The organism is Pseudoalteromonas sp. 1CM17D (genome assembly GCF_023161805.1).
GTDB lineage: Bacteria > Pseudomonadota > Gammaproteobacteria > Enterobacterales > Alteromonadaceae > Pseudoalteromonas > Pseudoalteromonas atlantica.
In genome coordinates this window covers 485,432-499,453 of the sequence record NZ_JALNTP010000002.1, presented here as the reverse complement: position 1 = coordinate 499,453, position 14,022 = coordinate 485,432, and the positions used below count along the sequence as shown (strand labels likewise).

Here is a 14,022-nt window from a genome sequence, read left to right as displayed (position 1 = left end):
TTTATCATTTACTACACTGAGCTAATACATTTTTTGACTCAGGGCTTCAGGGATGAGGTTATCTACCCAAACTCAGGCTGGCTATACGCTTTTAGAATTAATGGCATCTATTGCTATTGTGAGTATTGTTAGCCAAATTTCTCTATCGGTTTTTCCTGACTTTTTAGCGAAAAACCGAGCCGACAATCATGTTAATTTGCTGCACAGAAACATTAATTATGGCCGCCTTTACGCTATTGAAAATGGTACTTATGTTACTTTGTGTGCTTTAAAAGATAATCAATGCACTAAAGATGAGTGGGATGGGCAAATGTCGCTATTTATTGATAACGACAAGTCTACGTCATTAGACACCGACGACTTATTAATAAGCACATTTGCAAAAATCCATGATGCAGATTCTATGCAATACCCCCGAAGTGCAATTACCTTTCGGCCCGATGGCTCTTTAAATGGTTTTCAAAATGGAACATTTATATATTGCCCAAATAAAGATAAAGCCAACCTTGAGGGGCTGGCTTTATCTGTCAGTCAAACAGGCCGTATACGAATTAAATCAACCGACAAATGTCAGAGCGACTAGTTAACCCGATTAAGTTAACGTCCCCAGCAATACTCAACATCTGAATTACCTTTACTGCCTTTTGCGCCTTTATAGCCTGTGTCAGTAATTGTAATTTGCGTGCAGTCACCGTCGCCTTTTACAGCACCCGCAATAGGTTTTGCAGTAATTGTAAACGTATTATCGTCATCATCCACATCAATCGACAGCTCAAAATGGCCGTTTTCTGTGGTCTCTTGTATACCTAAGTCTGAGAATGTCTCTGTGTACTCACGATTATCTACGAAGTACTGCTCTTGTTTGTTTGCAGCGTCTAAAAGCGCCGCTGCGGCCTCGGCCCGAGAAGAGCGTTTTACATACTCAGTATAATTAGGCAGTGCTATTGAGGCTAAAATACCTACAATAGCTACGGCTATCATTAACTCTATCAACGTGAATCCGCGTGCTTGTTTATTCATTAATATTCCTTAATCATCAATTTCATCATTTTCTTCACGTTTATAAATATAGGTTTGTTGGGTTTTAAAGCCAAACCCTACACTATCATCGTCATTCACTAATTGTACGCTACCATCTACAACCGTTAAGCCTGGGCCCATTATTTCTACTGGCTTCATTGGGTTTTGTGCATCTTCGCCTTTTATTCCCGGCCCAATTAGGTAAAACTGGCTTTCTTCGGTCACTTCAATGGTTGGGTTATCATCACAAAAGCCGTCACCATTTCCATCGGCACAAGAGGGGCCTTCTCCAAAGTACAATTGTGGTGTATCAGGTACATCATAGCTAGTGGTAAACTTTAAGTCGTCATATACCTTGGTGCCATAATGTAAATGGAACGCATACAACGAGCCGCCACCGCCACTTAATGAACATTGGTTCTCTGTAGAGGTTTCTGATGATGGAGTAAAGCTTGTATAGTAAGCGACACCGCCCACCACTGTGGCTGCTGCTAAAGATTTTTCGCCTGTGCCTAATTCATAGCGCCAGCCTTTAAATTTAGCTAAATCGACTTCTAAATCAACAAACTCATCTACATCATCAAGTGCATTACCAAACGGATCGCTGTTCATTAGCATTAAATCTGCTGGTTTAATCGCTGTAGGGGCGCTAGTGAATGACTGAGTTACTGTATTTTCATCTCTTATCATAAACAGCTGATCGTCTTCATTTGTACCTGTTGGTTTTGAGCGATTTCCGCTGCCTATTACAATAGCGTCATACGGCGTATCTAAACGTGTAATCACTGTTTCACCATTAATCGTTGTTTCACTTACTTTGCTATAAAGTGTACGTGCCACCAACGGCTGGTAAAAAAAGCGACGGTCTTGGCTTGCTAAACTGCTACCAAGCTCTGCAAGTTTAAAGTGCGTAAAATTACTGGTGCTTGTGCCTGGCATGTCTATACGCCAAATATCGCCCCCGGTATCGGCAGCATAAATTCTGTCAATGTAACCATCGTAATCTGAATCAAGCGTAGAAACATTTGCTGCAATCGAGTGCTTGCCTTTAAATCCATTTTCGTTTGGCGTTAAAGCCCACACTTTTTTACCTGTTTCAGCTTCTACTATATAAATACCGCGACCAACCGAGTCTTCACTTCTTACCACGGCATCTTTATTTGTATCGTACCCTGCACCAAAAACGAGTAATGGCTTATCACCAAATGCTTTTATGTACGCTATTTGGGGTTTTGACCACGTTTGAGCTAGCTCTTTAAAATCGCCAGTACCGCCTTCTATAGGGTTATCCCATAGTTTTTTAGGCTGATCGGGGTTAGTAATATCAAAGGCGTAATAGTTTTTTCCACCACGGCGCATACCTGCAAATGCCCACACATCGTCACCATCGCTTGCATCAACAATACCATCGTTAATGCCTTCGTCATTTAAGCTTTTATCACTAAAGTAAACACTGATTGGGCCGTCCATCCCGTAGAGTTTACCGGTGTCTTCATTGCGTAAAGGCTTAATAATATCGTAAAGTTCAGAGGGAATGAACGCCCAGCTTTCGGTCACTTGGTTATTGGTATCATCGTCTTTAAACATATGTAAAAAGCCGGCATTAGTACCAATCAATATACGTATGTCGTCATTGCCATAGTCGATTGCTACGGGCTTAGAATGTAAAGGGTCGCCAAATATATCACTGCGTTGATCGGTGTTTGAGCCATCGTTGTCTTCATCGTCAACATCTATCCCCATTGCCCATTTTATATCTGAACTAGCTAGGCTAATCGGGTTATTGGTGACTAAATCTAAAATATCGCTCACAATATTAGTAGTAAACTCAACTATATCGCCTTGCTTATCTGTATAGAGGTTGCGTCTTTCTTCAGCTGGAGTCCCCGTGAGTGTAGCTAAATGATAGTTTACGCCCCCTTGTGCAACTAAGTTACCATCGGCAGACTGGCCATCTGGCAGCCAAAATGTTTTAGCATCTGTGTCGATTAAACCATCAGAATCAAGCGCTGTATTATCTGCAGAGTCAACTATTTCACTGCCTGATACTTTTAATTTTTTTAAATTCCCACCCCACCGGGTGTTTGTTTCTGGGTAAAACATGGCAAAGTAAATGGCATCACGGCTACGTGTTTGGTCTACGTTGTTACTTGCTACCGAAGGCGAAGAGAAGCTATCGTTTACTTCACGAATACGAGAAATAGCACTATTTAGCGAGTTAGAAAGCTCATCTGGGGTGCTTGCTGGTAAGTTTTCACCGCCACCCAATAAGGCAGCACGTCTTAAAAGTTCTTGCCCGCTTGCACTCATACCTGAACCAAAACCTATAGTGTATAAGCGGCCTGTTTCGTGGATATCGGCAGTGGCAGGATATAAATCAACGGTAACATCACTTGTACCATGAATAATTTTAGCCATTTGGTGTAGGTAGTTACTGTAATAACTATCGGTATTCCAGTTTAATGGTTCTCCAAAGTACTTTTCGTGTTCATCACTAATATCACTATCGCTGCCGTTATCATTAGAAGGGTCGCCATCAGTCATATAAATAATATTGATTGAATTATCGCAACGAGCCGCTTCTGCTTCACTGTCTGCAAAGGGCGATATATAAGTATACTCGTAATTATCTCTCACTATATTTTCACATTCATACACCCAGCCAGTTCTTCTCCCTCTGTAAACCCAATCACACTCAACATCTGTCCATTGGCTACCTGTACGTAACTCTACATTTGTATCACGCTCTACAGTTGAAGCGTCTTCACCATATTCAAGCTTCTGCCCAGTAATATATAAATATGCTTCCCAAAGTGTCTCTGTTAGAGGCGTGCCACCATTGGCTGGAAGAGCTGCGATGGAGCTGCGCACTATAGACGAGTCACTACCAACACCATTTACAATATAGCCGCCCTCAGAATCACTTTTAAATCGCATCAAACCAAAATCAATAGAGTCTTCGTTATCTGATACCACTTTATTCATGGCAAATTGTGCTGCCGCAAGGCGACTATCTGCACATAAGTAGTAACCAGTTTGGTTGCTAAAGCCACAACTATTACCATTAGAGGATGAAAACGCCATACTGCCTGATGTATCAAATATGAGTAAAACCCTTGGTTTCTCATCTAAATCTAAATCATGATTGACATAAAGCTCTATATCTTCAGCAACTGCTGAGGCGCTCAGTGCTAAACCAAGTAAAGAGACCAATGGCTTATTAAGATTAAATTTCATTCTAAATCCCCTTACTTATACTGGCCATTTCTTGAGCTACACCTGTTACAATTGTAAGTTCGTGCTTTGCTTTAGAGCCATATTGAATAGTGGTAGAAACTTGCAGCATGTTACACGATATACCGGCAGTAAAATTAAATCGGCGTGGGCATTCTAAATCAAGCGCCCCCTGATTTAGGTTTATCATTTTGCTTTGCATATCGTCGTGCGTGGCTATTACCATCCCTTCATCATCTGCGCCTGCATGAGTTGATACTTCATCTGGCGTTAAAAAAAACTGATTAGCAGCACCTTTGCTTGCCTCATCAGAAATCATTCGCTGTACTTCTCCAATAAGCTCATTTTCAGCGACTTCTCGCTCTTGAGCTGCATTGGTAATTTTTATATCTACACTACTGCTGCTCATTAATGTAACGGCAATTCCCGTTACAGCAATAACCATAATAAGGGCTGTAATAAGCACAACACCTTGTTGTTTATTTGCGTGTTTACTTAGATACGCCATAAATTTGCTCCCACGTTATTTAAACGAATTGTGGTGGTAAATACTGTTCTTCTGTAAGTATCGGTAAAAGTGAGCTCTCGGGAGTCTTCATCTTCACCTAAAATATATGTTTGATTTTTTATTTTAAGGCCCGGATCTGGTTGCAATGCTCTAACTAATAAAAAAACCTGCACTGTTAGAATACTTTTGCGGTTTTCCCAGTCAGAGTGCTGCATGTCCTCAATACTTCGGTACGAATCAACACGGCTATCACTGTCTGTATCTAAACCAAATACAAAGCGCATGTTTTCAACGCCCTCCATAATGGTTTCGGCTTTCATATTGGCGCCATTTAAGCGTTTACGCATTAATGCTGGTACTGTAAGGCTTTTATTATTTACCGTATAAGTTTGCTCTGCGAGATAATAAACATGATGGCTATAAGGCCACACCGTGGCATTAACGTTTAAACTACCCGCTGCTACAACGCCTCGGGTAAATTCTGCGCTTTCTTGCTCAGCTATAAAATAGTTTTCATCCGCTTGTGTTTCATTAGTGGCGCCATCTACCGTGAGCTGCTCACCTTGTAAAAACTTGATTTGTAAAATGTCAGTTCCTGCAATTGGCTTACTTATACAGTTAAGCTCACTTGTTGAACTGGCCTCTTTTGCATAAATAGTTCTGAAATTGCTAGAAGATGCTAAATCTGGAAAGCTGCCGTTATTAAGCCCTTCAAAGCAATCACCACCAGGGTTAGCTAACGTTTGTGTGTTTGCTGCAGTAAACGAGTCATCATAATAAGTTCCCCAAAAGCCCACCTGCTCAATATCGCGCTGCATAATATTAATGGCTAAGCGGCCTGACTCTTGTAACTCGCCTATTGTCATTGTGTCTTTTGTGGTTACTTTCATGCCAATATAGGTAAACATCACCCCACCTAAAATAAGCCCACCAATAAATAATGAAATCATCATTTCTATTAGTGTAAAACCTTTATCTCTCATGTTAGCTCCTTAGGTATATATAGCTATTTAATGCAACCAAACGGCGTTTTTTATCGTCAGTACCGCATTTAAGCGCTTTGGTTTCATCATTGGCATTAAACTCTTGGCGGCCTTGCCAAGACACTATTACTTCAATATTAAACCCACGCCCACCCGTACCTGATGCAGCCGTAGGGTTTATACATACAGTGGCATCATCGAGAGAACCGGTGTTTTCGCGTGCACGAATGGCGCGTTTCCATTGCTGTAAATCAAGGGCTGCAACTTGCGCTGCAGTGCATGACCCACTAAAACAAGCCGTAGAGGTAGACGTTGATGTTTTACTGGTGAAAGTTTGCGTATATAAAGTAACTAGCTGTGCGGTATCATTTGCTCTAATGCGCTGAATAATATCATTTCCTAACGCTACCGCGGCTGCCCGCTGCATAGAGTCAAAGCTTGCCTGCTTAGCTTTTGCTTGCAGTGCAACAGCGCCTAATAAGCCAAAGCTTAAAATAATAAACGCAATCAGCACTTCAATTAAGGTAAAGCCTTTTTGAGGTTTTTTGTGAGGTGAATGCATAGTAAAAACCAAATAAATTTTATCTGATTATAAGTTTATGCATTGAAAATGTAGATGCAATATATACTAGGACAAGCGGTTAAATTTGTTGATAAACGGTTAACAGCATCAAGCCAATTGAGCTTTGAAGATTAAAATTACTCTATCTAGAGGCGATTTAACTCCAGCGCAATGCTGCTAATTTAGTGGGCTCAATAGCGGCCTCTGCCTTACTTAAAAAGCCAAGCAACCTACTAAAAATTCAACCTAAAACATAACAGGCTCTAACTTAGCGCATTTTTTACTGTTTTTAGCTCTCGCCTACTTACGCTTAATTGCTCCTTACATCCGGCTAGTTCTACGCTATGTACACCAGGGCTTTGGGTATGCAAGGCAACAAGCTTTTGTTTGTTTATGAGCGTATTTCTGTGAATACGTAATAATTGCGTTGGGAAGCGTTGCTCAAGTTGTTTTAAGCTTTGTTCAATTAGGGCCTCGCCCTCTTTAAATACCATATTGGTGTATTTTTCTTGGGCATTAAAGTAATACACTTGATCAAGTTCAATACTTTTTATTGTGCCACCAAGCTGATAACTAATTTTTGTAGATTGCTGCTTTTGCATATGCGCTTTATTTAAACGCCCAACTTGCGCTAACACTTTATTTAATGCCTGTTCAGTAACGGGTTTTACTAAGTATCCTGCGGCACTAAGCTGTAGCGCATCAAGTGCATGCTCGGGGTAAGCCGTTACAAATACTATTGCCGGTGGCACGCTCAGCGTATTGAGTTGCTGCGCTACTTCTAGGCCATTAATACCCGGCATATCTATGTCTAAAAAAACCAAATCGGGATGAACCTGCTTGATAATGGCAAGCCCCTGCGCGCCGTTATCACCTTCGCCTTTAACTAAAATATGCTCGTTGTGCTGCAGTAGCCGCTTTATTCTTGCGCGAGCTAGCGGTTCATCATCAATAATTACAACATTCATTGGGGGTTCTCAAACTGCTTAGGGATCACCACTTTTACTCTAAATACATCCTCTTTTTGTGTGATCGTTAGTTGTGCTTTTTCTTTGTAATATATAAACAATCGTTGGCGAATATTTTCAAGTGCCATGCCGTTATTTGGTCTTTTTAACGCCTCATTATGAGTGATAGGGTTAGAAACAATCAATGTTAAATACCCTGTTGTTACGTGTAGCTCTACACTAATAACGGCCCCTGTTTCACTGGGCTCTACCCCATGACACACCGCATTTTCTATTAACGGCTGAAGGGTTAAGCACGGAATACTAATATCTGGTAAATCAGCAGGCACTTGCCAATTAAGCTTTAAACGACTGCCAAAGCGCCATGTTTCCAGCGCAACATACTGTTTTGATAAGGTCAGCTCATCTTCGAGAGAAACGCGCTGCCCCGAGCGCATAGCCGCTTGCGACAGCGCCGCAAGCGCAAGTATTGCTTGCTCTGCAGCATCGGCATCATGATGTGTTAGCTCGGCGGCGGTATTAAGGCTATTGTACAAAAAATGAGGGCGAATTCTGGCTTGCAAAGCATCAAGCTCCGCGCGCGCGAGCGCTTTTGTTTGCTGCTCTTTTTCAAAATAAATCAGTAAAAACTGTACAAATAAAGCCGTGATCAAAAAAACAATTAAGCAGTTTCGTAATACAAAATAAATACTCGTTTCATTATTTGTAATATCTAAAAAGTAGCGGGCACACAGCACACTAAATAAAGCGGTACTGACTAAAAAGGAAATAAAAAAAGCAAAAAGCTGGGTGGTTTGCGGCTTTTTTTGTAAAACACCCCGAAAAGAGTATAAAGCAGAAATACTGACCAAAACGGTCATATGAGAAAATAAACTAATTACGCCAAGGCTTTGCCAGCTATCCCCTTCAACAAAAGGAGCAAACGCTAAGATAGTAGCAACAACTTGGGTAACAATAAGCGTGGCAAGTACCCCGCGCTCATTAAAAAGAGCCGAAAAAAGCAATGTTTCACCTTGCGGCAACTTGCTCATAACGGCTCTCCTTGTAATCTAAATAATTAATTTATATAGATTAACGCAGCTCAACAGGAACGGCAAATACGATATTCTCTTCTTCACCTGGGTTTTCAACTACCTGCTTGCCGCCTAGCTCTTTTAAGCGTGCAATAACTTGCTGTACCAGCACTTCTGGCGCAGAAGCCCCCGCAGTTACTCCCACAGCGTTAGTTTCACCAAACCACTGTGCTTCAACATTTGTTGCATCATCGATTAAATAAGCGGTTGTGCCCATTTTATCTGCAAGTTCACGTAAACGGTTAGAGTTAGAGCTGTTTTTTGCCCCCACAACTAATAGCACATCTACCTTGTCTGCTAAATCACGCACAGCATCTTGACGGTTTTGTGTCGCATAGCAAATGTCATCTTTACGCGGGCCATCAATTGCTGGGAATTTTTCGCGCAGCGCATCAATTACATCTGCAGTGTCATCTACCGAAAGCGTTGTTTGGCTACAATAAAATAGGTTATCAGCATTTTTAACTTTAAGTTTGGCAACATCTTCTGCGGTTTCTACAAGGTAAATACCACCGTCGTTATTGTCATACTGCCCCATAGTACCCTCAACTTCTGGGTGACCATGGTGACCAATTAAAATACACTCAATACCTTTACGGCTCGCTCGCGTTACTTCCATATGCACTTTAGTAACTAATGGGCATGTTGCGTCAAACACTTTTAAATCGCGGCGTTTAGCTTCTGAGCGTACCGCTTGCGATACACCGTGGGCGCTAAAAATAACAATGCTGTCATCAGGTACTTGGTCTAGCTCTTCAACAAATACAGCACCACGGTTTTTTAAACCATCTACTACGTAGCGGTTATGAACGACCTCGTGGCGTACGTAAATTGGCTTTTCAAAAATATCTAAAGCGCGCTCTACTATGCTAATTGCACGGTCTACCCCTGCACAAAAGCCTCGCGGGTTCGCTAATAAAATATCCATTAGCCTTGCACCTCAATAATATCTACTTCAAACGTTAAACGTTGACCTGCTAACGGATGATTAAAATCTATAGTAACCGACTCACCTTGTACTTCGCGTACCAGTCCTGGCAGCTCAGTACCATCAGGCTGAGTAAAGGCAATAATTGCGCCGACTTTAGCTGGCGTTTCTGCACCAAATTTACTGCGTTCTACATAGTAAATATTATCTGGATTAGGTTGGCCAAAGGCGTCTTCTGGTTCTAACTCAAACGTTTTGCTTTCGCCTGCACTTAAACCTAGTAAGCACTTTTCAAAATTAGCCGTTAAGCTGCCATCACCCATCGTTAACTTGGCTGGTTTATTATGCACCTTGGTTGAGTCTGCGGCAGAGCCATCTTCTAGTTTAATAGAAAAGTGAAAAATAACCTCTGAGTTTTCACCAATTACAGCTTGGCTCATGCTTTATGCTCCTTCGGACTTTCGCCTGTAAAGGCATCAAATAATAATAATGCGGCACCAATACAAATTGCACAGTCGGCAATATTAAATACTGGAAAATGCGAGTTTTTATAAAACACATGTATAAAGTCAATTACATAACCATAAGCAACACGGTCATATAAATTACCAATAGCGCCAGCAAGCACTAACGCATAAGCACTACATAATATTTTATTTGTCGCTGGTAAACGCTTTAACCACCACACTAATAGCGCACTAATAGCAATGGCAATAAAACTTAAAAACCAACGTTGCCAGCCACCCGCTTCACTTAAAAAGCTGTAGGCCGCTCCATAGTTATGTACGTAGGTAATACTAAAAACAGGTAGTAAATTAATCGACTCTTGATAAGCCATGGTATTTACAACAAGTGTTTTAGTGGCAAAGTCTATTACAAGAAGTAATAGACTTAACCAAAGCCACACTAAACCACTTTTTTGGGCTAGTTTGCTCACTGAGTAAAGCTCCTAAGCGAATTGACGCTTTTCACCTTCGCCGTCAACATTGCTTACACAACGACCACAAATTTCAGGGTGTGCAGGCTCTGAACCTACATCATCGCTGTAATGCCAACAACGCTCACATTTAGTTGCATCTGTGGCTGCTACGCTAATGTACAAACCTTCAATTTCGGTTGTTTGTGTATCACTTGGCTGGCTATCTACTGCAGATACAGTGACCGCAGACGTTAGTAATACAAAACGTAGTTCATCACCTAATGCTGCTAACTTATCAGCCAGTGCTTTTTCGGCGTATAAGTTAACGCTTGCTTGTAACGTTGCGCCAATTACTTCTTCTTTTCGGGCTGCTTCTAATACGCGGTTTACTTCGTCACGTACATTTAGAATCGCTTGCCAGTCATCGTTGCCAAATTGGCTGTTTGTCGGTGCGTGTAAACCGTCGTACCATACCGATGTAAATACGTAATCGCTACGCTCGCCCGGTAGTGCTTCCCAAATTTCTTGAGCTGTAAAGCTCATAATTGGTGCCATCCAACGAGTCATTGCTTCAGCAATATGATAAAGCGCAGTTTGACAAGAACGACGTGCATGACTGTCGCTTTTTGCTGTGTACTGGCGGTCTTTAATTACATCTAAGTAGAACGAACCAAGCTCACCTGTACAGAAGTTCATTAGCTTTTGCGTTACTAATAGCATTTGGTAGCTATCGTAGGCTGCTAAAATTTCTTCTTGTAATTGGGCTGCACGGCCAACAATCCACTTATCAAGCTCAACCATATCATCAACAGCAACTTGGTCTGTTTTTGGATCAAAACCACTTAGGTTAGCTAGTAAGTAACGGCTAGTGTTACGAATACGGCGGTAGCGATCTGCAGAGCGTTTAAATATTTCATCCGATACTGTCATTTCGGCGGTGTAATCGGTAGAGGCTACCCATAAACGTAAAATGTCAGCGCCAAGTTTATTCATCACGTTTTGTGGTGAAATAACGTTGCCTAACGATTTTGACATTTTGCGGCCGTTTTCATCTACGGTAAAGCCGTGCGTTAGTACTTGCTTGTAAGGTGCGTGACCGTTAATAGCAACTGAGGTCATCATTGATGACATAAACCAACCACGGTGCTGATCAGAACCTTCTAGGTATAAATCTGCTGGGCCAACTAACTCTTCTCGTGCATCAACAACACATGCATGTGTTACGCCCGAATCAAACCATACATCTAACGTATCTTGTACTTTCATGTATTGCTTGGCATCTTCTTCGCCTAACAAGGTGGCAGGCTCTAGGTCATACCATGCTTGAATGCCTGATTTTTCTACCAGCTCTGCAGCTTGCTCAATAAGCGCTTGCGTATTTGGGTGTAAAGCACCAGTGTCTTTATCAACAAATAAGGCAATTGGCACCCCCCAAGTACGTTGGCGTGAAATACACCAATCTGGGCGACCTTCAACCATGTTCGCAATGCGGCTTTCGCCCCACTCTGGCAACCATTGGGTGTTTTTAATTTCGCTCAACGAGTCTTGACGTAAGTTAGCCTGATCCATGCTTACAAACCACTGCGGTGTAGCACGGAAAATAATAGGTGTTTTGTGGCGCCAACAATGCGGGTAGCTATGCGTAAGCGCATGATGATGCATTAAAGCACCGCGCTCTGTTAGTACGTCAATTACACTGGCATTTGCTTTAAATACATGCTGACCAGCAAATAATTCTGTATCAGGTAGGTAAACGCCATTCGCGCCTACAGGGTTTGCTACTTCAAGATTGTAATTTAAGCCTGCCGCGAAATCTTCTTGACCATGGCCTGGCGCGGTATGTACCACACCCGTACCTGAGTCAGTAGTAACGTGGTCTGCTACAATTACCGGTACATCAAAATCGTAAAATGGATGAGCAACGTGTAAGTTTTCAAGTGCTGCACCTTTAACATAACCTAGTACGTGGAAATGATTAAAGCCATAACGGTCCATTGCATCTTTAACAAGCTCTGAGCCTAAAATTAAACGTTGCTGTGAGCCTTCATCATCTACTTGTACTAAGGCGTACTCTAAATCTGCATGCACTGCTACCGCACGGTTAGCGGGTAAGGTCCACGGTGTTGTAGTCCAAATAACAGTACCTACACTGCCTTGGCCTTTATGGCCACCGGCTAAATCAAAGGCGTTAACAACTGCGTCTTGATCTGCAAATGTAAAACGTACGTCAATCGCTGGAGATTGCTTATCTTGGTACTCTACTTCGGCCTCTGCTAATGCAGAACCACAGTCTGTACACCAATGCACAGGCTTTGCACCTTTATGAAGGTGGCCATTTTTAATAATACGACCAAGCACGCGAATAGCGTTTGCTTCAAAGTCATAGTTCATTGTTAAGTAAGGTTTGTCCCAATCGCCAAACACACCTAAACGTTTAAAGTCTACTTTTTGACCTTCAACTTGCTTTTTAGCGTAAGCACGGCATTTTTCACGAAACTCGCTCGCGGTTACTTTAACGCCTGGCTTGCCTACTTTTTTCTCAACCATTAACTCAATTGGCAAACCATGACAGTCCCAACCAGGCACATAAGGTGCATCAAAGTCAGATAAAGTTTTAGACTTAACAATTATGTCTTTTAAAATTTTATTTACTGAGTGGCCTAAATGGATATCGCCGTTTGCATACGGAGGGCCGTCATGCAAAATAAAGGTCTTTTTACCTTTTTTAGCGCTGCGAATTTGACCGTACAGGTCGTCTTCATACCATGCTTTAAGCATTTTTGGTTCACGTTGTGCCAAATTGCCACGCATTGGAAACTGTGTTTCCGGTAAATTCAAAGTATGTTTGTAGTCGCTCATTAATCCTACTTTCCGTATCTATCGGCTACCTAATTTAAACCAAAACACTGTTTTGCGGCGGCAACGTCGGTTGCAATTTGTGCCGTTAACTGTGTTAATGTCTCGAATTTTTTCTCATCGCGAAGTTTTTTTATTAACTCCACGTGCATAAACTGTCCATATATATCTTGTGCAAAGTCAAAAAGATGAACTTCTAACAAAGCACGAGTTCCATTAAAAGTGGGCTTGTTACCAATATTGGCTACCCCATAAACGTGTTTTCCGGCAATGTTTGCTTTTACGGCAAACACCCCATTTACAGGGCAAACTTGGCGTTTAAGCGCTATATTTGCAGTTCGAAAACCAAGCTCTCGCCCTCTTTTCCAACCATGTATTACACGCCCTGAAATAGCATAATTATGCCCTAGCATTAACTTAGCATTTTCTAAGTCGCCTGCTGCTAATGCTTCACGTATTAGTGTGCTGCTTACTCTAGCATTTAATTGGCGAAAACTCGCGGTGCTTTTTACATCCATGCCCGCTTGTTTGCCCATACTGAGCAGTAAATTAAAATTCCCTTGGCGCTGTTTACCAAATTTAAAATCATCACCTACTGTGAGTGCTTTAACGCCTAGCTTTTTAATTAAAATATCGCTAACAAATTGCTCAGCATGCATATTGGCAAATTGTTGGTTAAAGCTAATACAAATAACCCGCTCAATACCTAGGTTACTTAGTAATCTGAGTTTGTCGCGTAACCGAGTAAGTCGAGCTGGCGCATTGTTTTTAGCAAAAAACTCTTGCGGCTGCGGCTCAAATAACATCACAGTACTGGGTAAGTTATGTGCTTTGGCATCCGCTAACAGCCCTTTTAACACTTCGCCATGGCCTAAATGCACACCGTCAAAATTACCAATAGTCAACACACAACCATAATGTTGCGCTCGAATATTGTGTATACCTCTAATTAACTCCATGCCACCTAATGC

Annotated in this window: 13 protein-coding genes; 1 reads left to right on the top strand and 12 read right to left on the bottom strand. The window is 41.8% G+C overall.

Annotated elements, in window-relative coordinates; genetic code table 11:
* Positions 1–52: 52 nt before the first annotated feature.
* Positions 53–583 carry a GspH/FimT family pseudopilin gene (locus tag MSC25_RS05880; RefSeq protein ID WP_096739290.1) on the top strand — a complete coding sequence of 177 codons (531 nt, stop codon included), beginning with the start codon at positions 53–55 and terminating at the stop codon, positions 581–583.
* Between the two features lie 14 nt (positions 584–597).
* On the opposite strand, the gene MSC25_RS05875 is transcribed toward MSC25_RS05880, so the two are convergent.
* The 12 genes from MSC25_RS05875 to ribF all read right to left on the bottom strand — a co-directional run bounded on the left by MSC25_RS05875 (position 598) and on the right by ribF (position 14,010).
* Positions 598–1,020: a type IV pilin protein gene (locus tag MSC25_RS05875; RefSeq protein WP_024032268.1), complete on the bottom strand. Its 423-nt coding sequence runs from the start codon at positions 1,018–1,020 to the stop codon at positions 598–600.
* 9 nt (positions 1,021–1,029) lie between these two features.
* On the bottom strand, positions 1,030–4,257 hold the full coding sequence (locus MSC25_RS05870; protein ID WP_248442859.1) for a PilC/PilY family type IV pilus protein: 3,228 nt from the start codon (positions 4,255–4,257) through the stop codon (positions 1,030–1,032).
* A 1-nt stretch (position 4,258) separates the two neighbouring features.
* A complete protein-coding gene (locus MSC25_RS05865; protein ID WP_004588366.1) occupies positions 4,259–4,762 on the bottom strand; it encodes a hypothetical protein in 504 nt (167 codons plus the stop codon).
* Complete coding sequence (locus tag MSC25_RS05860; protein WP_138579991.1) at positions 4,750–5,745, bottom strand: PilW family protein; 996 nt, start codon at positions 5,743–5,745, stop codon at positions 4,750–4,752. The genes MSC25_RS05865 and MSC25_RS05860 overlap by 13 nt, the downstream gene beginning before the upstream one ends.
* A gap of 1 nt (position 5,746) precedes the next feature.
* On the bottom strand, positions 5,747–6,307 hold the full coding sequence (pilV, locus tag MSC25_RS05855) for a type IV pilus modification protein PilV (RefSeq protein ID WP_248442858.1): 561 nt from the start codon (positions 6,305–6,307) through the stop codon (positions 5,747–5,749).
* A gap of 263 nt (positions 6,308–6,570) precedes the next feature.
* Positions 6,571–7,275, bottom strand: a complete 705-nt coding sequence (locus tag MSC25_RS05850; RefSeq protein ID WP_126007793.1) for a LytTR family DNA-binding domain-containing protein — start codon at positions 7,273–7,275, stop codon at positions 6,571–6,573.
* Entirely contained in the window at positions 7,272–8,306 is a 1,035-nt protein-coding gene (locus MSC25_RS05845; RefSeq protein ID WP_248442857.1) for a histidine kinase, read from the bottom strand. The genes MSC25_RS05850 and MSC25_RS05845 overlap by 4 nt, the downstream gene beginning before the upstream one ends.
* Before the next feature lie 40 nt (positions 8,307–8,346).
* Positions 8,347–9,276, bottom strand: a complete 930-nt coding sequence (gene ispH / locus MSC25_RS05840; protein WP_248442856.1) for a 4-hydroxy-3-methylbut-2-enyl diphosphate reductase — start codon at positions 9,274–9,276, stop codon at positions 8,347–8,349.
* On the bottom strand, positions 9,276–9,716 hold the full coding sequence (fkpB, locus tag MSC25_RS05835) for an FKBP-type peptidyl-prolyl cis-trans isomerase (protein ID WP_004588360.1): 441 nt from the start codon (positions 9,714–9,716) through the stop codon (positions 9,276–9,278). Before fkpB ends, ispH begins: the two co-directional genes overlap by 1 nt.
* Entirely contained in the window at positions 9,713–10,213 is a 501-nt protein-coding gene (lspA, locus tag MSC25_RS05830; RefSeq protein ID WP_004588359.1) for a signal peptidase II, read from the bottom strand. The genes fkpB and lspA overlap by 4 nt, the downstream gene beginning before the upstream one ends.
* Positions 10,214–10,225: 12 nt before the next feature.
* Complete coding sequence (gene ileS, locus MSC25_RS05825; RefSeq protein WP_248442855.1) at positions 10,226–13,054, bottom strand: isoleucine--tRNA ligase; 2,829 nt, start codon at positions 13,052–13,054, stop codon at positions 10,226–10,228.
* Between the two features lie 29 nt (positions 13,055–13,083).
* Entirely contained in the window at positions 13,084–14,010 is a 927-nt protein-coding gene (ribF, locus tag MSC25_RS05820; protein WP_004588357.1) for a bifunctional riboflavin kinase/FAD synthetase, read from the bottom strand.
* Positions 14,011–14,022: the final 12 nt, after the last annotated feature.

Coding starts and splice junctions, on each gene's coding strand:
- MSC25_RS05880 (WP_096739290.1), top strand. CDS start 53: ATGAGGTTATCTACCCAAACTCAGGCTGGCTATACGCTTTTAGAATTA.
- MSC25_RS05875 (WP_024032268.1), bottom strand. CDS start 1,020: ATGAATAAACAAGCACGCGGATTCACGTTGATAGAGTTAATGATAGCC.
- MSC25_RS05870 (WP_248442859.1), bottom strand. CDS start 4,257: ATGAAATTTAATCTTAATAAGCCATTGGTCTCTTTACTTGGTTTAGCA.
- MSC25_RS05865 (WP_004588366.1), bottom strand. CDS start 4,762: ATGGCGTATCTAAGTAAACACGCAAATAAACAACAAGGTGTTGTGCTT.
- MSC25_RS05860 (WP_138579991.1), bottom strand. CDS start 5,745: ATGAGAGATAAAGGTTTTACACTAATAGAAATGATGATTTCATTATTT.
- pilV (WP_248442858.1), bottom strand. CDS start 6,307: ATGCATTCACCTCACAAAAAACCTCAAAAAGGCTTTACCTTAATTGAA.
- MSC25_RS05850 (WP_126007793.1), bottom strand. CDS start 7,275: ATGAATGTTGTAATTATTGATGATGAACCGCTAGCTCGCGCAAGAATA.
- MSC25_RS05845 (WP_248442857.1), bottom strand. CDS start 8,306: ATGAGCAAGTTGCCGCAAGGTGAAACATTGCTTTTTTCGGCTCTTTTT.
- ispH (WP_248442856.1), bottom strand. CDS start 9,276: ATGGATATTTTATTAGCGAACCCGCGAGGCTTTTGTGCAGGGGTAGAC.
- fkpB (WP_004588360.1), bottom strand. CDS start 9,716: ATGAGCCAAGCTGTAATTGGTGAAAACTCAGAGGTTATTTTTCACTTT.
- ileS (WP_248442855.1), bottom strand. CDS start 13,054: ATGAGCGACTACAAACATACTTTGAATTTACCGGAAACACAGTTTCCA.
- ribF (WP_004588357.1), bottom strand. CDS start 14,010: ATGGAGTTAATTAGAGGTATACACAATATTCGAGCGCAACATTATGGT.